The sequence below is a fragment of the Streptomyces sp. NPDC003635 genome, assembly GCF_053587635.1.
In genome coordinates this window covers 15,807-37,757 of the sequence record NZ_JBSFOK010000017.1, presented here as the reverse complement: position 1 = coordinate 37,757, position 21,951 = coordinate 15,807, and the positions used below count along the sequence as shown (strand labels likewise).

The following is a 21,951-nucleotide window of genomic DNA, read 5'->3' as shown; positions in this document are numbered from 1 at the left end:
CCCGGCGGCCTTTCCTCGTGCTCGACTTCAGCCCGTGGCCTCCTGCCGCGCGCTGAGGCCCTGCTCGCGCCGGCGGCGCCTGAGCCCGTACCGGGTCATCCCCCGGGGCTTGAACACCGACAGTCCGGCCGCTGTCAGCAGGACCACGATCGCAGCCCCGGCATCGGCGACCAGCTGCACCCTCATGCCCTTCAACTCCCCACCGGCCAGGGCCGCCCGGGCCGCGGCGTCGGCCAAATGCCCGACTGGCTGCATGTGCACCAGCAGCAGCACGGTGGCCACCACGGTGATCAGCAGCTTCGCGATCACCCAGTAGTGACGCATCAGCCCCCACACCGTGCCCAGCGACTGCACCACCCCCGTCACCAGCGTGGCGATGCTCAGCGGAACGATCACGAACCACCCCACCACCTCCATCGCCACATACGCCCCCCGCACCGTCTGCGGCTCGGCGCTGGACAACCCGGCCAAGGCCAGGGCGAGGAACGCCGCCACGGAGCCGAACCAGCCCAGAGAGGCGGTGACGTGCGCCGTCAGCGCCGCCTTGCGCAGCCGCGGCCCGAACACCGTCACGGCGTGTGCCCCACCATGCCGCCGCCGGCCAGGTGCACCACCACGAACACCACGACCAGAAGCCCGGCGATGCCCGCGGAGATCCTCACCCAGCGTGGTGCCCGGTGGTCCTCGTCGTCGTGAGCACCGGAAGGACTCGGCGAACCAGACATGGCGCCCTCCACGGGATCGAAACTTTTTCGAGACACACTGTCTCCAACTCGTGCGGAGTGTATCCCCCGTGGACGTCCCTATCCTGGGCCGGTGCCGAAGCTGTGGAACGAGACCATCGATGCGCACCGCCAAGCCGTGCGCGAGGCCATCCTCAATGCGACCGCCGCACTGATCGCGGACGGCGGTCTGCGGGCGGTGACCATGTCCCAGCTCGCCGAGCGCGCAGGCATCGGGCGCGCCACCCTCTACAAGTACTTCCCCGACGCCGAAGCGGTCCTCGGCGCCTGGCACGAGCGGCAGATCACCGCCCACCTCCACCAGCTGGCCGAAGCCGCACACCGCCCCGGCACAGCCACCCAGCGCCTGACGGCCGTCGCGACCGCCTACGCAGACCTCACCCGGCAGCGTCACGGCGGGGAACTCGCCGCCCTCCTTCACCAAAGCGAGCACGTCAGCCACGCCGAACAGCACCTGACCGGCCTGCTGGAAGCCCTCATCGCCGAAGGCGCCCTGGCAGCAGAACTGCGCGACGACGTACCGCCCGCCGAACTCGCCGCCTACTGTCTGCACGCCCTGACCGCCGCCTCCACCCTCCCCTCCCAAGCCGCGGTCGACCGACTGGTCGCCCTCACCCTCGGAGCCCTGCGCCCGCTGCCCTGACCAAGGCTCCTGGCAGCAGATCGTCATCGACGCCCGCAAGCCGGACAGCGCCCCGCGAGACGCCGAGTGCGATGCAGCCCACGCGTTGGACTTCACACAGAGCCGTTCGCACCCGGTGCTATCTTCCATTCCGTCCGGGTGGGGACGCCCCTGCAGGCTATCCCGCTGCCATGTCCCTCCAATGGTCGTGAGGCGTGATCTCAGGCAACGTCCATCGCGGCCACCACAAGGCAGCGTTGCTGCGAGCAACGCTCCTCGCGGTGGTGCTTGCCCTCTTCGGCATGCACGTCCTGGCCTCCCACCACCCAGTCCACAGCAGCCACGCCACCGCGACCCCGCTCGCCGACGCACGCGGCACGATCGAGCACACCCACGCCCACGCGGCTCCCGACGACGCCACCGCAACACCGCACAGCCCGGACGGCGAATGCGACCACGGTGGAGTCGGGGAGAGCTGCCTGGCGCTGCTATACATGGTCGCCGCCCTGTACACGTTCGCCCTCAGGCGACAAGGCGGCAACGGGGTCCTGCGCCGGTGGGCGTCACGCACGCGCCCCCGGGCCGGCCGCACAGGTGACCCGCCGTGCCTGTACCGACTTTCGATCCTGCGCTGCTGAGAGCTGTATCAGCGCGACGCCGCACTCCACAGGTGCCGGCGCGCTTCCGCATGCTCTCAGCCGACAAGATCCGAAAGGCATGACCCGAGTGACCACCGTTCTCGACTCCGAGCGCCGCCAGACTCCCCCCACGAAACATCGCCGCCCCACCTTCGACAAGAAGTCGCTCCCTGCCCGCTACAGCGGCCAGATGCTCTACTTCATGGGCGCCGCCCTCATCGCCGGCGCCGTCGTCCACTACCCCATCGACCCCTCGCTGTACGCGATCATCTGCGCGGTCGGCGCCGTCGTGTTCCTCCTCGGCACTCTCGTCAACGAGTTCATGCTGGCCGATGAGCGGCCTGCGGTGAGCCAGGCGTTCTCGCTGGTCGCGTTCTCCTTGCTGCTGTCCTTCGGCGTCGGAATGGTCGGGGGCGGCATCCAGCACTTCGAGCAGTTCCCCGAGCGCAGCGCCTGGATGACCCCCATCGGCCTGCTCATGTCGTACGTCGCGTTCGTCGCCAAGGACTCCAAGGGCCGCTGGCGGCACCTCGTCAGCCCCTTCGCTGCCGCCGTCGTCGTCATCTCGGCACTGACCTGGCTGGGGATGATGGCCCTGGCCGACACCATCAGTTCCGATGGCCACAGCCACGACCACGGCTCCACCACGGGCACAACCACAAAGCCGGACCAGGATCCCGCAAAGCCGGACCGGGCTCCCGCTGAGTCGGCCCCTCCGACCACGGCACCCGCCAAGCCGGCACAAGATGGCCATACCCACAGCCACTGACCCTGACCCGGCAGCGGGCTCAGCGTGGGTCACGCTGAGCCCGCTGACGCTGTGCTCCAGGCGTCACAGAGCTCTGGTGAGATCACGGTTGGCCGCCCGCCCTGCGTCGAGTACATCGTGCTTCTGGCTCCGCGGCCGCTGCGGCGGGCGACGTCGTTGTAGGCCCAGACCTTGACGGCTTCGCGCAGGGCCGGCTGGCGGATCTCGGCATGAGCGTCGGCCGGGAAAGTCGTCGATGGTGCCGGGCGTGGTGATGTCCTGCAGGGTGCACGCTGGAGGAACGGCTCCTTCCCCTCCTGAACGATCCGGACTCCGGGATCCGCATTGCCGCCTGCTACGCCTTGGCCAGGACCACTTGCCACACCGGCCCCGTCACCGATGCCCTCCAGCACCGCCTGAGAATCGGACAGAGTCCGGCGGTCCGCGCCGGACTTGTCCTGGCTTCCGCCAAGGTCGCCCGTGAACTGATGGTCTGCAGGGAAGTGCCCGTTGCCCTTCGTCATCTGAGGGGCAGTGGCGCAGGCGTGGTGACCTGGTGGTTGACGCTGACGGGTGGTGCCCACCGTTGCTGACGTGAGTAATGAAGGGTTATGTCATTCTCACGCCGACCACCAGTCGAGTCCCGTGTACCGGACGTAGAACTCCTCGCGCGGGTCTCGGATGGCCTCCAGCCCTTTGTTAGCGTCGCCGACATGGCGAATCGTTCATACCTGTACTCCGCGGACTCGATGCCTAACGACACGGAACTCCCTCAGGGGATCCGGTGCATATCGGAGCACAACTGGGACATCCCGCTCGCGCACAAACTGATGGTGGGGCGCGGAACGACGGTCGTTCCGTCCATGATCTGGAACCCCCCGATCGGCATCGCCGCGGACTACGCGGGCGGGGCGGACCTGCTGCGCGGCCTCCTGCGCGCGGTCGGCAAAGGCCTGGAGGACGACGCCGAGTTCGCCGAATGCGTTGCCACGACCACGGCCCACCTCGACAAGCAGCAGGCGAAGTACTTTGTCCTGGAGGCTGGGGAGATCGTATCGATGACGGGCGAGGAGCCGGCAGCGAGCGTGCGGCGTCTGGCGTTCGAGGACATCCCCGACGTCGTCGCCCAGGCCGAGGCGGCGATCGCCGGCCAGAACGACGACTGGCTGGCCTCGACCCGAGCAGACTGGCAGAAGCACTTCGGGTCCTTCTACAGCGCTGCCCTTTACTTCTCCTTCCCCAACTGACGGGGCCCGTGGCGGGGCCGGGCCCTGCGGAGTTGGCCTGGTCACCCTGCCCAGCACGAATCGACTGCGCTTCACTGCTGCGCCGAGCGCAGACTCTCAGGCGGAACGGCACAGGGCGTGGTCCATGAGGCTCTGCAGCGCGTCTTCCTGACGGGCCGCGGTCTGCGGGTCCGCGGATCGGCTGTGCGCGGAGACGGTGACGGTGCGCTGACCGTCCATGGTGGTCGCTGCCCGGATGACATATCCGAAACCGCTTCCTCCATGTCCGAGGTAGCCGCCGCCGCAGGACAGGGGAGTGAAGAACAGACCCAGGCCGTCCCGGGTGCCTTCCGGGTGCCCGCTGTCGTGCGGCACCGGCACAGTGGTCTGCATGGCAGCGAGCTCGGCGGGCTTGAGCAACTGCCCACTTACCAGTGCGGCGAAGAAGCGGTTGAGGTCGTGGGCCGTGCCGGTCATCGAGCCGTCGGCCCCGCTGTCGAAGGGGCGGTAGGGGATCGTGGTGTCGACCCGCGGGCCGTTCACGGTGAACTGCTGGTAGTTGGCCGCGTGCGGATACGGCAGGAAGGGCCAGGTGCCGGGGGTCTCGGTGTGCTGCATGCCGAGCGGGCGCAGGATGCGGTCGTCGACCTCCTGTTCCCAGGTGTGCCCGGTGATCTTCTCAATGATCATTCCGGCAAGCACGTAGTTCGTGTTGGAGTACGACCAGCGGGTGCCTGCCGGGAAGGCAGGTTCATGGCGCATGGCCAGTTTCACCAGCTCCTCGGGTGCGTACGCCCGCCATCGGTTGGCGAAGTACGTCTGGACACTGGGGTCGGGGAAGACGTCGTAGACGTAGTCGGACAGGCCGCTGGTGTGCTGCAGCAGGTCGCGGACGGTGATGGTCCGGCCGTCGTTTCCAGCACCGGAGACGACCCCGGGCAGCAGCTGCTCTACCGTCTGGTCGAGGGAGATCCGATTTTCGCCCGCCAACTGCAGCACGACGGTGGCGACGAACGTCTTGGTGGTACTGCCCAGACGCAGATAGCCGTCCGTCGGAACCGGACGGCCAGTGACCAGGTCTCCCACCCCGGCGCGCGCCGTGACCGTTCCGCGCCGGGTCTCCAGACGGACCGCCACCCCCGTGACCCCGGCATCGCGCAGCGCCTCGGCGGCACGCTGTACCGACCACGCCGTGCCGGCTGGGCGTGGCATGGCTGAAGCCGTAGCGGACGGCAGGGATGACACAGCCAGTGCCAGCACGGCAGCGGACAACCACGAACGACGAAAGATCATGATGCGACATTAGGAACAGCAAGGATCACCAGCGATCCGGGTTACGCCCCAACTCGAACGGGTGCCAGCCGGATGGACATCACGTCAGGTACGCAGCACGGCCATGGGTTTGCGCTATCTGGTCATGTTCCTGAGCTCCAGGGCCTGAACATCGGGAAGTGCTGACGACACGCGGGCTCGTGGTGAAGTCGTTGGTCGACGCACTGCACTTCCTGCGCCTCGGCTTCATGCTCGCTCCTGAACGCCTCCCGCTGGAGTCCAGGGCCGGGGCCTGTCGGGACAGTCACCGCGCAGGCCCCGGACGTTGGCGCGGGCTACCCCGGCCTGAGGGGGAGAGGGGAGGCCGGTGTGCGTGGCGGCCCGCGGGGAGCTGGGGAAAGGCAGCCGCCGCCCTCACGGGGCTGCCCCGGCCCGGCCCGTACAGGAGATGCGTCAGCCGGCGGCCACCGCCGTGGCCGCGTATGCCACCGCGATCAGGGCCAGTACGCCTGCGGGGACGGCGCGGGCCGCCGGGTCTCCGTGGCGCAGGTGGGCCACGGCCGCTCCGGCCAAGAGCAGGGCGAGGCCCGTGGCGGCGGCCACGCCCAGCGGCGTCCAGGCCAGCCCCAGAAGCAGACCGGCTGCTCCTGCCACCTCCAGCGCGCCGACGACGCGGTAGAAGCCGACCGACATGTCGAGGTGGGCCGCCGCCTGACGCATGAACGGCACCGCGGCGATCTTCGCCAGGCCCAGCGGGAGGAAGATCAGGGACATGAAGACGGCGAGCACGGTGGTCATGAGCTGGTCCTGCGCTTTCGGCGTTCGGCGCCCAGGCGGGCGAAGTGTTCGACGAGGTCGGGGGCGTCCACCGCGGCCGGGTTGACGACCTGCTCGACCGGGGTCCCCTGGAGCAGCCGCTTGATCGGCACCTCCAGCTTCTTGCCGGTACGGGTGTGCGGGATGCCCGGTACTTCGATGACCTCGTCGGGGACGTGACGAGGTGAGGCACCGGCACGGATGGCGTCCCTGATCGTCTCGCGCAGGGCGTCGTCCAGGGTCACACCGGTGGCGGGGACCACGAACAGCGGCATCCAGTAGCCGCCGTCCGGCTCTTCGGCGCCGATGACGAGGGCCTCGGCGATCTCGGGGAGGCGTTCGACGACGTCGTGGATGTCGGCGCTGCCCAGGCGGACGCCGTTGCGGTTCAGTGTGCTGTCGGAGCGCCCGTGGACGATCACTGAGCCGTGGTCCGTGACCGTGATCCAGTCGCCGTGCCGCCAGACCCCCGGATACGCGGAGAAGTAGGCGTCCCGGTAGCGGGTGCCCTCGGGGTCGTTCCAGAAGTACAGCGGCATGGAGGGCATCGGGCGGGTGACGACCAGTTCGCCCACCTGGTCCACCACCGGCGAGGCGTCGGCGTCGTACGCGGCCAGCGCCACGCCCAGGTGCGGTGCGGACAACTCGCCCGCCCACACGGGAGTGTTGGGAGCGCTGCCCGCGAAGCCGGAGACGATGTCGGTGCCCCCGCTGATGGAGGCCAGCAGGACGTGCTCACCGACGTGGTCGCGGACCCACGGGTAGGCGGACGCCGGCAGGGCGGACCCCGTGCAGCCGACCACCCGGATCGCGGACAGGTCGTGCACCGAGGGGTCGATGCCGAACTTGGCCATGCCCAGCAGGTATTGAGGGCTGGTGCCGAAGACGGTGACCCGGTGGCGTGCGGCCAGTTCCCACAGGACGTCCGGTTGGGCGAAGGGCGCCGGGCTGCCGTCGTACGTACATGTCGTGGCGCCCGTCAGGAGGGTGGAGGCGACCATGTTCCACATCATCCAGTGCGTGGTGGTGTACCAGAGCAGGCGGTCACCGGGGCCGAGGTCGGAGTGCAGGGCCAGGGTCTTGAGGTGCTCCAGCAACACGCCGCCGTGGCCGTGGACGATGCCCTTGGGGAGGCCGGTGGTGCCGGAGGAGAAGACGACCCACAGGGGGTGGTCGAACGGCACGGGTGTGCAGGCGAGTTCCTCGGCACGGGTCGATGCGTCGTCCCACGGGACGACCAGGAACGGATACGGGCGCGACGGCCAGGGCAGTCCGACGTGGTCCACCAGCAGGGTGGCCTTGAGTGTCGGCAGGGCGCGGGCGAGTTCGAGGACGGCGTCGCGGCGGTCGTGGGTGGTGCCGTTGAAGAGGTAGCCGTCGGCGGCGATCAGGACGGTGGGTTCGAGTTGGGCGAACCGGTCCGCGGCGGCCTGGGGCGCGTAGTCCGGTCCGCACACCGACCAGACGGCGCCCAGGCTCGCGGCGGCGAGGAAGGCGACGATCGCGTGCGGCGTGTTGGGGAGGTAGCCCACCACCCGATCGCCCTGGCCGACGCCCAGGTCGCGCAGGGTCGCGGCGACCGAGGCCACCAGGGCACGCAGCCGCTCGCCGGTCACCTCGTACCCCGAGCCGGTCTCGTCGAGGGCGATGATCGCCACGTCGTCGTCCCGGACGTTGCGCAGGGCGTGGTGGGCGTAGTTGAGCGTGGCGCCGGGGAACCAGCGGGCGCCCGGCATGGTCTCCTCGGCCAGCACCCGCTCGTACGGGGTGGGGGAGTCGATGTCGAAGTAGTCCCACACCGCGCCCCAGAAGCCCTCCAGGTCGGTGACCGACCAGCGGTGCAGGGCGGCGTAGTCGTCGGGGTCGATGCCCTGGCACCGGGCGAACTCCGCGATGCGACTGGCGGCGGCCGTCAGCGGGTGGAGTGTGAAGAAGGGCGTCCTCATCGCGTCGTACTCCTCAACAGGGCGTTCGGGGCCGTCCGTTCGGAAGGAACAGGGCTTCGGGTGGTGTGCAGCAGGGACGCCCAGACGGCGGTCGACGGGAAGTCCCGGCTGCCGGAGGGGACGACGTCCATCACGATCCGGTCGGGCCGCAGGAGGACCGCGTCCGCGTGTCCGGCGCGCAGCCAGGCGGCGAGCGTGCCGTCGTCGCCGAGGTCGGCCACCGGGAGCGCGGGTATGCCGAGTCCGTGGGCGAGCGCGGTCAGCGAGGGGCCGGGCGCGGTGGCCGTCAGGACGGCGAAGGAGTCGCCGAGCACCTCGTCGAGGCGGGCACGCCCTCCGGCGACGCTGACCCATGGTTGCGGGCAGTGCGTGCCCGCCAGGCCGCGGCGGACACCGCGCCGCACCAGTGGCCCGGCGGTCAGGGGCGGGCTGAGGTCGCGGCCGACCCGTGCGGTCAGGCCGGGGATGCGGCAGGCCGCGGCCAGCACGCTGCGGCGGAGCGCGGCGGCGCCGTCCTGGCCCCCGGTCATGGCCCAGCCCATGGCGACCGCGAGTCGCACCACATGTCGGGCGTGCGGTTTGCGCTCGCTCTCGTAGGTGTCCAACAGCCGTTCGTCGCCGCCCTGTCGGAGGACGCGGGCGAGTTTCCAGGTGAGGTTGTAGGCGTCCCGCAGTCCCGAGCACAGGCCCTGTCCGACGAATGGCGGGGTGAGGTGGGCGGCGTCACCGAGCAGGAAGACCCGTCCGCTGCGCCACCGGTCGGCGATGCGTGCCCGGAAGGTGTACTGCGTCTCGCGCACGACCTCGAAGTCCCCGTCGTACGAGCTCGGCAGCCACGGGGCGATCAGCTCGCGGACCGGCTTCTGGCCTTCCCGCTGCCGGAACTCCCAGCGATAGCGGGTGCCCTTCACGTGCATGAAGGTGCCCGGCTGCTCTGGGTCGCAGACCTGGTCGACGCCCTCCCAGCAGCGGACGGGGCCTGTCGTCTCGGCGTCGATGACGGTCCAGCGTTCCTCGAAGCGCAGGTCCTCCCATACGCCGCCGATCGCCTCGCGGGTGAGGCTGTTGGCGCCGTCGCAGCCGAGGACCGCCTCGGCCCACAGCGCGTGCTCGCCGGTGTCGTCGCGGTAGGTCACGCGCACCGGGCCCGCGGTGTCGGGGCCGACGCCGGTGACTTCCACGCCACCGCGCAGTTCGCACTCCGGGTGCCGGGCCAACTGGGCGCGCAGTACGCCTTCCAGCTCGGGCTGGTCGAACATGCTGGACTGCGGATAGCCGTGATGGCCTTGCCGGGAGCGCCGGAACTCGGCCATCACCCGGTGGCGGGCGTCGAGGAGCCGCAACCCGCCCGCGGGGCGGGAGATCGCGGTGAACTCCTCGCCGACGCCGGCGGCCTGGAGGATCCGGTGGATCTCGTCGTCGTTGGCGACGGCGCGCGGGAGCGGGTAGACGTCCCTGTGGCGTTCGAGGACGACGCTGCGGACGCCGTGCCGGGCCAGGAGGAGGGCGGCGGTCACACCCACCGGCCCGGCCCCGACGATCACGACGGGCACACGTGCGGCTTCGTCGACGTTCATGTGCGGCTCACTTCGGGTGTCAGTTCGCGTTCGCGACGGGTGTGCGCTGCTCGCCGAGGTCGATGCGGCCGTCCGGGGTCGCGATCGTCGCCGTGATCACGTCTCCGGTGCGCAGGTAGTGCGGGTTCTTCGCCTGGCTCTTGAAGAACGCCTTCCATTTCACGGCGGGCGGCAGCAGCGCGCCGATCTTCTCCACCGCCTTGGGCGGGGCTTTGAGAGCTGTCCCGCCGGGAGTGCCGGTGAGCAGCAGGTCGCCGGCGTCCAATGTCTGGAAGCGGGCCAGCAGGGTGAGCGCCTGCGCCGGGCGGACGATCATGTCGGCGAGGGTGCGGTCCTGGCGCAGCTCGCCGCTGACGCTCAACCGCAGTCGCAGGTCGAGAAGATGAGCGAAGTCCTCGGGCTCCAGCAGCGTGAGGTGCGGGCCGGTGGGCGTGAACGTGGGGTACGACTTGCTCTCGTAGAACTGCGTCTTGGTCAGCTGTATCTCGCGGGCGCTGATGTCGTTGGTGATCACCAGTCCGGCGACGTACGACGGCAGGTCTCGTTCCTCGACCACGGTGCCGATCGGCAGTGGCGCGCCCATGACGAGCCCGAGTTCGATCTCGTAGTCGAGGAACTTCACGTGCGCGGGGCGCACCACGGCCTCGCCGGGACCGCTGACCGAGCCGGACGCCTTGCGGAAGAAGGTGGGCGGAATGTCGCCCTTGAAGCCCGAGTCGCGGGCGTGGCTGCGGTAGTTGACCATCTGGGCGACGACCCGGCAGGGCGTGGTGACCGGCGAGAGCGCGACCAGGTCGGCGACGGGCGTGCCCGCTTCGCCGGAGGCGGCGGCCTCGCGCACGGCGGCGCGGTCGGCCAGCAGTTCGGCGGTGGTGACGGCCTTGGTCTCGACAGGGACGGCCCGGCCGCCTCGGACGACCCACCAGCCGTCGGCGGTGCGCAGGACATTGGTGCTCATGTCAGTGCCTTCGTGAGGGGATGGGGGTACGGGGGTTCACTCGGGTGCTGGGGATCATTCGGGGGCGGGAGTTCAGGATTTGACGGCCTTGAGCAGGCCGAAGAGCCGCGCCGGGTCCATCTCGTTGTCGCCGCGCAGGGCCTCGATGACCTCGCGGACGCGGTGCGGGGAGGGGCTCGCGCCGAGGAAGTCGCGGGTGGCGGGCGGGCCCCACTGGGCGAGTCCGCTGGTGGACATGGGTGCCCAGCCGGGCTCGACGTCGCAGGAGAACAGGTCGCCGTCGGCGAAGTGCTCCAGCATGAAGTGGTCGGGGTCGCGCCAGTAGTCGAAGAGCTGGCTGCCCTGGATGTGCCGGCCGATGCCCCAACTGCGCTTGTAGCCGCGCTCCTTGAGGTATTCGCCGCCTGCGGCGATCGAGTCCAGGTCGGTGACCTGGTAGGCCGAGTGTACGTAGCCCGTGCCCGGCCCCAGGTGCATGGCGAGGGTGTGGTGGTCGGTCGGCACGCCGCCCAGGTCGCAGCGGATGAAGGCCATCGTCGGGCCGCGGTCGCGCTGTCCGTCGAGGAACAGGAAGTCCGACACGATCATGCCGAGGGTGTCCAGATACCAGTCCAGGGCCCGGCCGAACACGCGGGTCTCCAGGACCACATGACCGAGACGCTGGATGCGGGAGGGTTCGCGTGGCGGGCGCTGGGTGGCGTTCGTACGGCGGTGATCCGTGCCGAAGTTGAGGAGCAGCGGTTGCTGTTCCGGCAGGGCCGGAAGCTGCTCGCCGCAGTGCACGACCCGCACCGGAATGCCGGACGGGTCGAGCAGGTCGACCAGCTTGCCTCCGCCGGGGACGTCGGCGTCCCGCACATCCCGGCCCGTCGCGCGGGCCAGCCGGTCGAGGTCGGCTCGCTCGGCGGCCCGGAACGCGGGGCCGATGAAGCGGGACGTGCGTCCCTTGCGGATCACCATGCAGGGTGAGCCGGCGAAGGTGCCGCGCAGCCACAGCTCGCGCTCGGTGCGGGCGGCGATCCCGAACCCGAAGTCCCGGGCGAAGACCTCCGCGCGGTCCAGGTCGGGCTTCTCGAACTCCAGCCAGGCCAGGTCGGCGACCTTGATCACGGGGTTCCGGGAGCGGCCGGGGTGTTCGCCGCGCAGGGCGCCCTGCTCGCTGTGGAGGTCTTGGTGGGCCGTGACGACATCGGCCCCGTTGACGCGGGTTTCAGACATGGTGCCCTCCGAGCAACATTGCCGTAATGAGGAAATCATCAACTGTGACAGTTCCATCGTCAAGATGTTCGCAGCGGGAAATGATGGATTCATCAGGACTGTGACAGTCATCGCCCCGCCCGCTAGACTCGGCGCATGTCTACGTCAGCCCCGCCCAGCAACCGGTTCGAGCGGCGTCGCGCAGAAACCCGCAGGGCTCTCGTGCGCGCGGCCCGGCAGATACTCGCCGAGAACGGTGACACCAGCACCAGCATCCAGGCGATCGCCGAGCGCGCGGACGTGGGATTCGGCTCCTTCTACAACCACTTCGACTCCAAGGCGGAGTTGTTCGAGGCGGCGGTGGTGGACGCCCTGGAGGAGTTCGGCCAGAGCTTCGACGAGCGCCTGGCCGGGATGGACGACCCGGCGGAACTCGTCGCGGCCGGCTTCCGGCTCAGTGCCCGGATGGCCGATTCCCACCCGGAGCTGATGCGGGTCCTGCGCAGCCGGGGCCTCGGGTACGTTCACTCGGACAACGGCCTGGCCCGCCGGGCGCTGCGCGATGTCCAGGTCGGCATCGCCTCCGGCCGTTTCACCACCCTCGACCCGGTGGTCGCGCTGTCGGCCCTGGGCGGAACGCTGCTGTCACTGGTGGAGCTGCGGTTCGCCCGCCCCGAGGTGGACGGCGACGAGGCCGCGGTGAACCTCGCCGAGATGGTGCTGCGCATGCTGGGCCTGCCACCGGCCGAGGCCCACGACGTCGCCCGGCGCCCCCTGCCTGACCTCGACTGACCGCACTGCCTCCAGGCACTCCCCGACGAGCCCCGGCGGAAGATGACCGAGCGGCCACTGGAGAGCGGGCGTCGGTTCGCTCTCCAAGGTCGCGGACCGGGGCGGTGGCCGCCCCCACGCGCTCGGCGCCTACGAGGCCAGGGAGACCCCCGGCGCGAGCCACCTCGAGGGGCCGGCAACGGGTCCGCTGCGGCTGGCGGTGTGCCCGGCCGTGCGACCCCCGACCGCGGGGGCGGCTCAGGAGCCGGGGCCTGGGGTGGGGCGCCTCAGAATGGTGGTTCAAAGGCCGGCGTTCCGGCCGTCCCGATCGCCGGTGAGCCGCCCTTCCAGACCGGTGATCAGCGTGTCCATCGCGAGGCGGAACATGCGGTCCTGGTCAGGGCCTTGGGCCCCGGCAACACCCAGTGGGTGGCCACTTACCAGGCATTCCCCAAGCGGATCGAGGAAGGTCCGCTGGCCGCCGGCGCCACCCCCATCGTCGAGCGCGGCATCGCGGACGCCGGTGACTTCAACGGCATGGCCACACGGTGGATGAACAACCTGTGGGCCACCCTGGCCAAGGAGTACGCCGCCGACACCTCCCAGGCGAGCGGCCCGCGCTTCCAGGTGCACCTGCTCACCGAGTCCGAAGTGCGCCCCGCCATCGTCTCCGAGCAGGCGTACCCGCTCACCGTGGTGGCCAACGACGAGCTCGTAACAGCTCCTGACCCTGGCCCAAGATCAACCTTTCCGTTAGCATCCGTTCGCTCCCCATTCACCTGCGGCCGTCGACGTTGCGATCGCCTGCTGCCGCTGTGAAACCGTCAAATGCGAGGACCACCAGGATGAAGAAGCACTCCAAGCTCATAGGCGCCGCGGCCGCAGGCATGCTGGCGGTACTCGCCGTGGCCACCCCCGCCTCCGCCTCCACGTACACCGTCACCTATCCCGGCACCCACGCCGGCGACCTGTGCACCGATGAACCGAACTTCTGTGACGGGTCTGCGTCGTTCGTCCGCGACGGCGAGCATCTGCTGGTCTGGGACAACAATTCCGACGGCCACTCCGTGATGGTCATGTACTACAGATCCGACAGCGGCAGCACGCTGATCAAGGACTGGAACCACTACGGATATGGATCCCGGCTCGACATCAACATGGACCTTCCGGAGTCCGGTTGGGTCGAGTACCGGGTCTGCCTCGGTGAATACGGCACCCGCACGTACGACATGAACTCGTGTTCGGGCTGGAAGAACGAGAGCGCGTCCTGACTTGTCCACCGGGCTGCCGGGCCCAGTGACCGGCAGCCGGTCGCGGTCTGCACCGGCACAAGGCGCTGTCCACCAGCGAGTTGGTGCCGACTAGGCAGCGATCAGCTTGTCCTGCGGCAGGTTCCGCCAGGGTCATCACTGCGGCTTCCGAGCCGGGCACTTGGTAGACAAGCACGCGGTCGTCGGCGTACACGTGGTGGCCCTGGCGAGATTGCCGTGAAGCAGGCGTATGCCACCGTGCACCGGTGACGCTCCGTCACGGGTAGCGGCGTCGGAGGTGGGCCAGCCATGAGGACGACGCGGTGGCGCAGGAGCGGAACGCTGGCGCGGTCGGCCATGCCCCGTTTCTGGAGCTTCAGGTCCGTGATGCGGCCTTCGTTGACGCCGGAGTTGTGCGGGGTGGTGATGCCCTGCACAACTGCCATTTGGTCTTCGCGGATGGCGTGGGCCAGGCTCGCCAAGGCAGGCAGGCAGGCAGGCCAGAGGCCGCGAGTTGGTCGAGCCAGGGCGGCAGCGGGGCGGCGTCGCGGGCGTCGCGCATGGCCGCGAACTGCCGTACCAGGGTGTGGGTTTGGTCGAGCTCCGGGCAGTGTTCAAGCAGCCGACGGAGTGCCTCGGTGGGGTGCAGGCCGCGCTTCGGCGGTGTGGTGGTGATCCACCGGGCGACCTGTCGGCACGCTGCCGGCCGAACACGCTGCTGGCCAGTGCCTACGACCTGAAGGTCTTCTTCTCGGTGGTGCCCAAGGAGCTGGCCGACATCGTCACCGCGGACGTCTTCGCGTTCATCGCCGGCACAGAAGAAGCCATGGCGCGGCCCAAAGGTCCGGCTCGAAGACGGTGAAGCCGGGCTTTCGGCACGCACCATAAAGCGCCGGCTCGCCAGCATCTCCGGGCTGTTCGGCTACCTGATGACCCGCGACGGCCTCGCCATCGACTGCAACCCGGTGCCGACAGGACTGGCCCACCGCCGCCGCAGCGGCAACCGCGGGGCACCGCTCCTACGCACGCCTCGCACCCTCCCACGCGTCCATGGGCCAGGCGAGGTCGAGACGGTCCTTGCCGCACCGAACACCGCGCGGGACAGAGCCATGATCCTCGCGATGCTACTGGGCGGTCTGTGTCGCTGCGAGGTCCTCGGCTTGCGCCTGGTGACCTCTCCCCGGGCGAGCGTCGGGTCTTCATCAGCGAGGGCAAAGGCGGGCACCAACGTCTGATACCCATCTCCGCGCAATTCTTCAGCGCGGTCGGCGTCTACTTGGACCGTGAGCGTCCGCCGGTCGAGCACGACCATCCGTTCGTGGTGTCGCGCGGGCCAACCCGCGGCCGGCCGCTCTCCGCCGACGGCCTGGACGAGATCCTCGACGGCGTCCGGAAACGGACCGGCCTGCCAAAGCTGACATGTCACCAACTCCGGCACACCTGTCTGACCCGGCTGCGGGAGGCGGGCATGGCCCTGGAAGCGGTACAGGACCAGGCCGGACACCGCTCCATCGAATCGACCCGGATCTATATCCACCTGGCCAACGCCTGGCTCGTCGAGCAGTACCTGCAGGCCAGTGCCGCCATCGGCGCCGACCGGGTGGGGGACTGATGCGCCGGGCCCGCGCCGCGGCCCTGCCGATGGTGCGCCCGGACATGGTCGAGTTCTACCTCGCCCTCCGGGGCGCGCAGGGCATGAACACCGACCACAAGGTCCGCTGGGGAGCCCGCGCTCTGCACCTGCTGCACGCCACCATCCGTACGGACGTGCGCCCGGGCAAGGTTCCGCCACCGGGACAGAGCAACCTTGTGGTTGGCCTGTGGGTCTCCTTATTGATCACGTTGTGGTCGGAGCTACGAGGAGACCATCATCAACGCCATACGCAAGACCCTGACCGCTGCCGCCGTCGTCGGTACGGTACTCGCGGGCTCCGCTGCCTGCGGCACGGTGGAGCAGCTGTCCGCCGGCCAGAAGCTCGACCGGGCCTTCGACAAGCTCGGTGAGAAGAACACGCTCTCTTTCGAGCTCGATCTGGACACCGATGTTGCGTCGCTGAAGGCGCTGGACGCCGCGTCCGACCCCGCGCCCGGCGACGAGATGCCCCCCGAGGTCGCCGAGTTGTTCAGCGGCGCGAAGATCACCATGACTGTGCAGTCGAAGAAGCCGCTGGAGAAGTCCGGCGAGAACGACTTCGTCGGCATGGCCATGAAGGTCAGCGGCGCGGACGGCGACCTCGTCGAGTACCGCTTGGTAGGTGACTACGCCTACATCCGTGCCGACATGGATGCCATGGGCGAGACGATGGGCGCCCCCGTGCCGGACGCGGACGATCTTCCCCCGGAGGCCGGGGCGTTCAAGGACGTCATCGAGGGCAAGTGGGTGAAGTTCAACGTCAAGGAGATGGAGGAGGCCGCCGGGGAGGGGCCGGAGGCCGAGCCTGCTCCCGCGCCGTCCCTCGATGCCAACGCGCAGAAGAAGCTCATGAAGGCTCTCCGCACGGTCGTCGCGCGTGAGGTGGAGTTCAAGACGGCCGACGCCGGGGACGGCACCGAGCACGTCACCGCGACTGCTCCTTTCCGCACCCTGATGACCGAGCTGTTGGGGGAGCTCCAGCCCCTCCTGAAGGACCTGCCGCCGGGCGCGCCGATCCCGACGGAGAAGGACCTGAAGGACGCCCCGAATGCCAAGGTGACGGCGGACTTCACGCTCAAGAACGGCGAGTTGGCCCAGGTGGACCTCGACCTTACCAAGCTGACCAAGAACGCCGAGGTGAACAAGCTCGGCCTGACTCTGCGGATGGTTGAGGGCGCCAAGCCCACCGCTCCGGGCCGTGCGACGATGCTCGACGTGGAGGATCTCATGACGGGTCTTCTCGGTGGGGCGATGATGGACGACGCCGAGTTCGAGGCGAGTGAGCTCACCTCTGAGGACGTCCCGATGGATGAGTTCTGAGCCCACGGCGCGCGGATTACTCAAGTACTGGCAGATCCTCCGCCGGGCCCGCTGCAGCCCCAACCAGATGACCGTCATCGCCGCAGCCATCCAGTGCCCGCCCGCGACTTTTCACAGACAACCCACTGTGCCCGGAGGGCCCACTCCAGGCCGGAGTCGACGGGAAACTGGCGGGTGGTATCCGGCGGTCCCCTGACTGCCCGGAGCGCAACCTCGTGCGCGAGGACGACTTCGTCTGCCCGCTCGCCTCGCACGTGTATCCACTGATTCCTAATGCGGTCTGTCAAGCCGCGAGAGTGCTGGGTGGCGCGAGTTCGTAGGTCCGTCCGTCGCGGAGGAGGGCCCAGAGGACGTTGACGCGGCGCCGGGCCAGGGCGAGGACGGCCTGGATGTGGCGCTTGCCCTCGGCTCGCTTGCGTTCGTAAAACCGGCGGGACTCATCGCAATGGCGGATGCTGAACAACGCGGAGATGTAGAAGACTCGTTGGAGGCGGCGGTTGTAGCGCCGTGGCCGACGGAGATTGCCGCTGATCTTGCCGAAGTCTCGGGGCACGGGTGCGACGCCGCCGAAGCCGGCGAGGCGGTCTGCGGTGCCGAAGGCAGTCATGTCACCGCCGGTCGCGGCCAGGAACTCGGCGCCGAGGATGACGCCCAGACCCGGCATGCTGGTGATCACGTCGAAGTCCCGATGCTCGCCAAACCGGACCTCGATCGCCTTGTCGAGCTCGGCGACCTGCTGGTTGAGGGCCATCACCTCCCGCGCGAGCGTGTGCACCATCTGAGCGGTGAGTTTCTCGCCGGGCAAGCTGGTGTGCTGGCGCCCGGCAGCCTCCAGAGCTGTCTCAGCGAGCCGGTCGGCGCGCAGGACCTTGCGGTTGCGCAGCCAGGCCTCGAGCCGCTTCTTGCCTGTCCGGCGGAGGGAGGCCGGGGTCTGGTAGCCGGTCAGCAGTATGAGCGGGCCGGTGTTGGTCAGGTCCAGTGCCCGCTCCAGGCCGGGGAAGATGTCGTTGAGTTGGGCTCGGAGCCGGTTGACAGTGCGGGCGCGGTCGGCGACCAGGTCCATGCGACGGCCGGTGAGGATCTTGAGGTCGGTGACGGTCTCGTCGCCGGTGCGTAAGGGGTGCAGGTCGCGGCGGATGCGAGCCTGGTCGGCGATGACTGCGGCGTCTTTGGCGTCGGTCTTGCCCTCGCCGCGGTAGCTCTCGGAGGCGCGGTGGATGGCCCGGCCGGAGATGTAGTGCACCGGCTGCTCATGGTTGAACAGGATCGTGATGGCCAGGGCGGCTCCGCCGTCGGCCAGGTCAATGCCCCAGGCCACCTCGTCGCCCAGAGCCAGGATGTCGGCGAGGAGCTGGAGGAGTTCGGGTTCGTCGTTGGCGACGCGTCGTGACAGCAGCCGGCGGCCGCTCTCGTCGATCGCGACGCAGTGGTGGTGAGTTTTACCTGCGTCGATGCCGGCCCAGATCATGGCCATTGGTGCCTCCGTGCGGTGTACTGCTGGTTCCTGCCACGGACGACCTCGCTGTCGATTCCCTACTCAGCGATCATTCGCTCTTGGGGCAGCGTCCGGGACGGCCACGGAGGAGTCCGCGGCGATGCAGGCGAAGAACGTCGAGCTCAAGCGGGCCAACGAAATCCTGAAGGCTGCCGCGTCCTTCTTCGTGGCCGAGCCCGACCGGCCACACACGCTCACAGCGTTCATCGACGTGTACAAAGACCGCTTCGGCGGCGTCGAACCGATCTGCCGGGTCCTGGCCGAACACGACTGCAAGATCGCCCCCACCATCTACTATGCCCACCGCAAACGCCAGGCCGCACCTGCCGCACGCACCGTCCGTGAAGTCGAACGGAAGAACCCGGATCAGCGGGGTGTTCGAGGCCAACTACCGCGCTTGCGGGGCGAGGAAGATCTGGCGTGAGCTGAACCGGCACGGTTACCGGGTGGCCCGCTGCCCGTCGAGCGCCTGATGCGCGAACTCGGCATCGCCGGAACGGTCCGTGGCAGACGGGTGGTCACCACGCTGCCTGGCGGGCAGGTCGAGCAGGCTCCGGACCTGCTGGATAGGGACTTCGTCGCGGGCGCCCCGAACCGCTTTGAGTGGCTGTCGTGCGTCGCGGGATCGACGGATGTCCTCGACCGGGCTGAAGCCGGGTGCCTGAGCCTCTTCCAACGTGACGGGTGGTTCAACAGGGACGAGGAAGCGAAGCCCCTTTTGAACCTCCTCAGTCGGTAACCCGCCGTGCACGGAGGCCGGTCTGCCGAAGGCGGAGTCCGTCCCGGCGTCAGCGATGCCAGGATCTTCTCCTGAGCGACAGCTGGCCCTCGTCGGGCTGGAGCGGAGTCGGAGCCGGGGCCCGCGTGCCACCATGACTCCCGAGCGCTTCGCGACCGACACAGGGGAGGGAACGTGGGAAGCACCACGTCCGCTAAATGGTCCGGCTGGCGCAGCCGGATTGTCGAGATACCGGGCGCAGGGGACGGAAAGCCGGTCCTCTTGGAGTTCCGCGCGGGCTTCACCACGAGCTTCAACCTGTCGACCGTGCGCAAGGGTCCCTATCATCAGCGGGCCCATGACACGCTCGTCACCATCGGCCGGACTGGGCCGTCGCACATTGTCCTGCCAGCCGACTGCGACGCCCTCGCCATCTGGCGAGTCATGGTGGGCAACGAGGCCGCCAGTGGCCTGGGCCGGTGGAAGGTGCGCATCGTGGACAGCGACGCGCTGCCTCAGCTCCCGACCAAAACAACCCGGGGAAAGGGAACCCAGACCTTCGGCTATTTCAGCCCCAAGCCGTACTTCGAATACGCCCCGGTTGTGCACTACGACTTCATCGACTCCCCCGGCACCATCATCTACACGCCGGCCAACGGCGGGAAGCAGCGGATCCGCTTCACCTCCGCTGTCAACCAGAAGGGCACCCTGCGCCTTCCGCAGCACGGATACGTGACCCTGTCCGAACATGGCAAGTGGCAAATCTCGGTGACCTGACCCCACCGATCTGAGCGCTCTCCATCTTGATCAGATGGCGAGTTCGAGGGTGACGACGGCTCTGACGATGGCGGTGAAGGACCCGTCAGCTCTTCAGGATCGCTACGGCGCGTTCGCCGAGGCTGCGGATCTTGGCATGGTCCCGGTTGTGACGCTGGCGTCAGCCGCGCAGGTTGCTGTCCCGAAGGGACACGGATGCTGGGGCTCGCACCTGATAGGCCTTGTCCGCACAGCACTTGATGTCGTCGGCGGTCAGAGCGGACGGGATGCCGTGGGTCCGGGCCGCGGTCAGGTCGTGCGTGGCTCCCGGCAGTGCGTCCGATGCCCAGACAGGCGCCCGGCTGGGGCGGCGAGAACCTGACTACCCGTCTGCCATTTGTCCAGCCGCACCCTGCAGCGTCTTGCCGGTCTGCTCGCGGGTCACCGGCGCCGGATCGGCTCCCGCTGGCGCCGCCTCACCTGTGGCCGGCAGGCCCTGCTCGTCCTCGCGCACCTGCGCTGCGGTGACACCTACGCCCGCCTCGCGGCGGGTTTCCACATCGGGATCGCGACGGTCCTCCTGGTAGACGGGTTCACAACCAAGATCATCAGCCAGGAGCTCTTGTGCTTGCGTCGGAGCGAGTGAGGCCAGGAGATCGACGGTTTCGCGTACCGTGTCTGCCGCAGCGCGAGAACGTGGGGGCAACGGCATGTCGTCAGGACTGCGCCAGGCCCCGGACGCGCCGCAGTGTCCACCCGGAGGGGCTGTCCCGGACCGGTGTCGGGGGGTTTGCCGTGCTGGTTCATGCCACTGCCGGTGGATCATCGCCGTGGTGGGGCTGAGACAGTTCCGTGAGGCCGGGTGGTACGCCGGTGTCCTCCAGGGGGTGCCATGTGTTACCCGCTTGGGCGGTGAGGACGATCAGGGCGGCCACGAAAACCAGGAAGGCGAGCACGAACGCGCCCTGCACGACGTAGGGGTCGTCGGAAGCGGAACCGCGCAGCAGGAGAAACGTGTGCACGGCTGGCGCTGCCGCGCCGAGGCCGTAGGCCCAGAGGGCCGCCTGCACGGTCGTGGTGGCCGGATGGCGCCGGGTGGCCGGGGCGTGGACGAAGAGCTCCTTGAGGTGCGCGCGGACGGCGGCTTGGAAGTCGGGGTCGCGGCCTACGTGTCCCGTGCGCATCTCACTGGGGATGATCCAGGATTGGTCGATGAGACGGAATGCGGCCGCGGTGACCGGGTGGGCTGGTTCGGCTGCGTCCGGGACCACTTTCATGACGGTGTCGTCGATCAGGCCGTCCTGTCGCAGCAGACGGACAGCCACCTCGGCCGCGCGACAGGAGTTGCGTTCCAGATCGCGGGGCTGGTGGTCGGTGGAGCACAGCCGTTCGCCGGCGTTCAGCAGCTCCGCGTGGTAGATGTCGAGCCCCGGCCAGGCCCGCACCTGCAGGACTCCTCGGGTCTCGACCGAGCGCCGCCACAGCCGGATCAGCCACATCGCGACATTCACGGCCGCCATCGAGAGCAGGCACGTCGTCAGAATCTCCATCCCCATGTGACGACGATGGGGGAGCGCGCGCACCGCCCGCAAGACCCGTGGCCGCTCGCGGACCCGCCCGGAACGAATGGACGCCTACTCCTGGACGCTGAACATCCCCGAGGACGGCACGGACACCCGCGGTGTGAAGTTCCCGGAGGTGACCGGCGCCGCCACCGCGGCTAATTGGGGCAGGGCAACATGGCCAAGCTTCAGCTGTTCCAGAACAGTCGCGTGGTCGTGGTCGCGGACGGCGTGAAGCTGATGCGTGGACACTGCAGGGGAGACGGACTCTGAGGATTTTCAGCGTGACCACCTATCAGGTGACAGCTCCGGGCCTGTGGCGTCAAGGCCTTGCCGGGGAGGCAGTCAGTTGAAAGCGTCGGTCATGCAGTCCACGCGGCAGTCGGCGGCCTCATAGCGCTGGCGGAGGGCGGCAGCTGCTTCTTCGCGCTCCACAAGGTGGTACCCGTAGTGCTGGCGCGCCACCCTGGTCACGTCTCCGACCGTGACGATGGCCGGTTCGTCATGTGCGGCCCGTCGACGCGCTCCTGCGATTGCCATGTCCGCAGAGCGCAGCAGGTTTTTGGAACGATCCCGGGTCACGGCTGCCTGGGCGCGTTTCGCCGAGAGGGGACGCAGGACACGTCCTCTCCAAACGTAGCCGGCGGCGACAAGGATGAGACCGAGCGCGACGAACAGGAGTCCGCCTGGGGGGTGAGATCGC

Annotated in this window: 23 protein-coding genes and 1 pseudogene; 14 read left to right on the top strand and 10 right to left on the bottom strand. The window is 69.0% G+C overall.

What is annotated here, in order from left to right; genetic code table 11:
• Positions 1-27: 27 nt before the first annotated feature.
• Together ACWDRW_RS17995 and ACWDRW_RS17990 are read right to left on the bottom strand one after the other, a co-directional pair.
• Complete coding sequence (locus ACWDRW_RS17995) at positions 28-573, bottom strand: hypothetical protein (protein WP_451724245.1); 546 nt, start codon at positions 571-573, stop codon at positions 28-30.
• Positions 570-725 (bottom strand): hypothetical protein, encoded by a 156-nt coding sequence (locus ACWDRW_RS17990; protein ID WP_451724244.1) that lies wholly within the window; start codon positions 723-725, stop codon positions 570-572. Before ACWDRW_RS17990 ends, ACWDRW_RS17995 begins: the two co-directional genes overlap by 4 nt.
• Positions 726-816: 91 nt before the next feature.
• Here ACWDRW_RS17990 and ACWDRW_RS17985 point away from each other — a divergent pair, with 91 nt between their 5' ends.
• The 4 genes from ACWDRW_RS17985 to ACWDRW_RS17970 all read left to right on the top strand — a co-directional run bounded on the left by ACWDRW_RS17985 (position 817) and on the right by ACWDRW_RS17970 (position 3,998).
• Positions 817-1,386, top strand: coding sequence for a TetR/AcrR family transcriptional regulator (locus tag ACWDRW_RS17985; protein ID WP_451724243.1), 570 nt, complete (start codon positions 817-819; stop codon positions 1,384-1,386).
• Positions 1,387-1,580: 194 nt separating this feature from the next.
• On the top strand, positions 1,581-2,003 hold the full coding sequence (locus ACWDRW_RS17980) for a DUF6153 family protein (RefSeq protein ID WP_451724242.1): 423 nt from the start codon (positions 1,581-1,583) through the stop codon (positions 2,001-2,003).
• Between the two features lie 79 nt (positions 2,004-2,082).
• A complete protein-coding gene (locus tag ACWDRW_RS17975; protein ID WP_451724240.1) occupies positions 2,083-2,772 on the top strand; it encodes a hypothetical protein in 690 nt (229 codons plus the stop codon).
• Between the two features lie 692 nt (positions 2,773-3,464).
• On the top strand, positions 3,465-3,998 hold the full coding sequence (locus tag ACWDRW_RS17970; protein ID WP_451724238.1) for a DUF7822 domain-containing protein: 534 nt from the start codon (positions 3,465-3,467) through the stop codon (positions 3,996-3,998).
• 96 nt (positions 3,999-4,094) lie between these two features.
• Here ACWDRW_RS17970 and ACWDRW_RS17965 read toward each other — a convergent pair whose 3' ends face one another.
• The 6 genes from ACWDRW_RS17965 to ACWDRW_RS17940 all read right to left on the bottom strand — a co-directional run bounded on the left by ACWDRW_RS17965 (position 4,095) and on the right by ACWDRW_RS17940 (position 11,764).
• Positions 4,095-5,189: a serine hydrolase domain-containing protein gene (locus ACWDRW_RS17965; protein ID WP_451724236.1), complete on the bottom strand. Its 1,095-nt coding sequence runs from the start codon at positions 5,187-5,189 to the stop codon at positions 4,095-4,097.
• A gap of 513 nt (positions 5,190-5,702) precedes the next feature.
• On the bottom strand, positions 5,703-6,047 hold the full coding sequence (locus ACWDRW_RS17960) for a DoxX family protein (RefSeq protein WP_451724234.1): 345 nt from the start codon (positions 6,045-6,047) through the stop codon (positions 5,703-5,705).
• On the bottom strand, positions 6,044-8,011 hold the full coding sequence (locus ACWDRW_RS17955) for an acetoacetate--CoA ligase (RefSeq protein ID WP_451724233.1): 1,968 nt from the start codon (positions 8,009-8,011) through the stop codon (positions 6,044-6,046). The genes ACWDRW_RS17960 and ACWDRW_RS17955 overlap by 4 nt, the downstream gene beginning before the upstream one ends.
• A complete protein-coding gene (mhpA, locus tag ACWDRW_RS17950) occupies positions 8,008-9,588 on the bottom strand; it encodes a bifunctional 3-(3-hydroxy-phenyl)propionate/3-hydroxycinnamic acid hydroxylase MhpA (RefSeq protein ID WP_451724232.1) in 1,581 nt (526 codons plus the stop codon). The genes ACWDRW_RS17955 and mhpA overlap by 4 nt, the downstream gene beginning before the upstream one ends.
• A 19-nt stretch (positions 9,589-9,607) precedes the next feature.
• Entirely contained in the window at positions 9,608-10,546 is a 939-nt protein-coding gene (locus tag ACWDRW_RS17945; RefSeq protein ID WP_451724230.1) for a fumarylacetoacetate hydrolase family protein, read from the bottom strand.
• 72 nt (positions 10,547-10,618) lie between these two features.
• Positions 10,619-11,764 (bottom strand): VOC family protein, encoded by a 1,146-nt coding sequence (locus ACWDRW_RS17940; RefSeq protein WP_451724229.1) that lies wholly within the window; start codon positions 11,762-11,764, stop codon positions 10,619-10,621.
• 135 nt (positions 11,765-11,899) lie between these two features.
• On the opposite strand from ACWDRW_RS17940, the gene ACWDRW_RS17935 reads away from it, so the two are divergent.
• The 6 genes from ACWDRW_RS17935 (at position 11,900) to ACWDRW_RS17910 (ending at position 16,717) form a co-directional block, all read left to right on the top strand.
• Positions 11,900-12,535 carry a TetR/AcrR family transcriptional regulator gene (locus tag ACWDRW_RS17935; protein ID WP_451724228.1) on the top strand — a complete coding sequence of 212 codons (636 nt, stop codon included), beginning with the start codon at positions 11,900-11,902 and terminating at the stop codon, positions 12,533-12,535.
• Between the two features lie 408 nt (positions 12,536-12,943).
• Positions 12,944-13,333: a hypothetical protein gene (locus ACWDRW_RS17930; protein ID WP_451724226.1), complete on the top strand. Its 390-nt coding sequence runs from the start codon at positions 12,944-12,946 to the stop codon at positions 13,331-13,333.
• A gap of 26 nt (positions 13,334-13,359) precedes the next feature.
• Positions 13,360-13,785 (top strand): hypothetical protein, encoded by a 426-nt coding sequence (locus ACWDRW_RS17925; RefSeq protein WP_451724224.1) that lies wholly within the window; start codon positions 13,360-13,362, stop codon positions 13,783-13,785.
• Between the two features lie 571 nt (positions 13,786-14,356).
• Positions 14,357-14,626, top strand: a complete 270-nt coding sequence (locus ACWDRW_RS17920) for a hypothetical protein (protein ID WP_451724222.1) — start codon at positions 14,357-14,359, stop codon at positions 14,624-14,626.
• 276 nt (positions 14,627-14,902) lie between these two features.
• Entirely contained in the window at positions 14,903-15,376 is a 474-nt protein-coding gene (locus ACWDRW_RS17915) for a tyrosine-type recombinase/integrase (protein ID WP_451724221.1), read from the top strand.
• Positions 15,377-15,712: 336 nt separating this feature from the next.
• Positions 15,713-16,717, top strand: a complete 1,005-nt coding sequence (locus tag ACWDRW_RS17910; protein ID WP_451724219.1) for a hypothetical protein — start codon at positions 15,713-15,715, stop codon at positions 16,715-16,717.
• A 283-nt stretch (positions 16,718-17,000) separates the two neighbouring features.
• On the opposite strand, the gene ACWDRW_RS17905 is transcribed toward ACWDRW_RS17910, so the two are convergent.
• The gene (locus ACWDRW_RS17905) at positions 17,001-18,191 is read right to left on the bottom strand and encodes an IS110 family transposase (protein WP_451724218.1); all 1,191 of its coding nucleotides are present in this window, start codon (positions 18,189-18,191) and stop codon (positions 17,001-17,003) included.
• Between the two features lie 121 nt (positions 18,192-18,312).
• On the opposite strand from ACWDRW_RS17905, the gene ACWDRW_RS17900 reads away from it, so the two are divergent.
• From ACWDRW_RS17900 to ACWDRW_RS17885, 4 genes and pseudogenes are all read left to right on the top strand, one after another.
• Positions 18,313-18,636: a hypothetical protein gene (locus tag ACWDRW_RS17900; protein ID WP_451724217.1), complete on the top strand. Its 324-nt coding sequence runs from the start codon at positions 18,313-18,315 to the stop codon at positions 18,634-18,636.
• A gap of 48 nt (positions 18,637-18,684) precedes the next feature.
• The gene (locus ACWDRW_RS17895; protein WP_451724215.1) at positions 18,685-18,951 is read left to right on the top strand and encodes a hypothetical protein; all 267 of its coding nucleotides are present in this window, start codon (positions 18,685-18,687) and stop codon (positions 18,949-18,951) included.
• 174 nt (positions 18,952-19,125) lie between these two features.
• On the top strand, positions 19,126-19,707 hold the full coding sequence (locus tag ACWDRW_RS17890; RefSeq protein WP_451724213.1) for a hypothetical protein: 582 nt from the start codon (positions 19,126-19,128) through the stop codon (positions 19,705-19,707).
• Between the two features lie 376 nt (positions 19,708-20,083).
• A pseudogene (locus ACWDRW_RS17885) lies at positions 20,084-20,260 on the top strand (transposase family protein); the annotation flags it as partial.
• Between the two features lie 229 nt (positions 20,261-20,489).
• On the opposite strand, the gene ACWDRW_RS17880 reads toward ACWDRW_RS17885, so the two are convergent.
• Positions 20,490-21,242 (bottom strand): hypothetical protein, encoded by a 753-nt coding sequence (locus tag ACWDRW_RS17880; RefSeq protein WP_451724211.1) that lies wholly within the window; start codon positions 21,240-21,242, stop codon positions 20,490-20,492.
• Positions 21,243-21,951 lie beyond the last annotated feature (709 nt).

Coding starts and splice junctions, on each gene's coding strand:
- ACWDRW_RS17895 (WP_451724215.1), top strand. CDS start 18,685: ATGCGCGAACTCGGCATCGCCGGAACGGTCCGTGGCAGACGGGTGGTC.
- ACWDRW_RS17975 (WP_451724240.1), top strand. CDS start 2,083: ATGACCCGAGTGACCACCGTTCTCGACTCCGAGCGCCGCCAGACTCCC.
- ACWDRW_RS17990 (WP_451724244.1), bottom strand. CDS start 725: ATGTCTGGTTCGCCGAGTCCTTCCGGTGCTCACGACGACGAGGACCAC.
- ACWDRW_RS17905 (WP_451724218.1), bottom strand. CDS start 18,191: ATGGCCATGATCTGGGCCGGCATCGACGCAGGTAAAACTCACCACCAC.
- ACWDRW_RS17935 (WP_451724228.1), top strand. CDS start 11,900: ATGTCTACGTCAGCCCCGCCCAGCAACCGGTTCGAGCGGCGTCGCGCA.
- ACWDRW_RS17900 (WP_451724217.1), top strand. CDS start 18,313: ATGCAGGCGAAGAACGTCGAGCTCAAGCGGGCCAACGAAATCCTGAAG.
- ACWDRW_RS17945 (WP_451724230.1), bottom strand. CDS start 10,546: ATGAGCACCAATGTCCTGCGCACCGCCGACGGCTGGTGGGTCGTCCGA.
- mhpA (WP_451724232.1), bottom strand. CDS start 9,588: ATGAACGTCGACGAAGCCGCACGTGTGCCCGTCGTGATCGTCGGGGCC.
- ACWDRW_RS17940 (WP_451724229.1), bottom strand. CDS start 11,764: ATGTCTGAAACCCGCGTCAACGGGGCCGATGTCGTCACGGCCCACCAA.
- ACWDRW_RS17880 (WP_451724211.1), bottom strand. CDS start 21,242: ATGGGGATGGAGATTCTGACGACGTGCCTGCTCTCGATGGCGGCCGTG.
- ACWDRW_RS17925 (WP_451724224.1), top strand. CDS start 13,360: ATGAAGAAGCACTCCAAGCTCATAGGCGCCGCGGCCGCAGGCATGCTG.
- ACWDRW_RS17970 (WP_451724238.1), top strand. CDS start 3,465: ATGGCGAATCGTTCATACCTGTACTCCGCGGACTCGATGCCTAACGAC.
- ACWDRW_RS17965 (WP_451724236.1), bottom strand. CDS start 5,189: ATGCCACGCCCAGCCGGCACGGCGTGGTCGGTACAGCGTGCCGCCGAG.
- ACWDRW_RS17955 (WP_451724233.1), bottom strand. CDS start 8,011: ATGAGGACGCCCTTCTTCACACTCCACCCGCTGACGGCCGCCGCCAGT.
- ACWDRW_RS17960 (WP_451724234.1), bottom strand. CDS start 6,047: ATGACCACCGTGCTCGCCGTCTTCATGTCCCTGATCTTCCTCCCGCTG.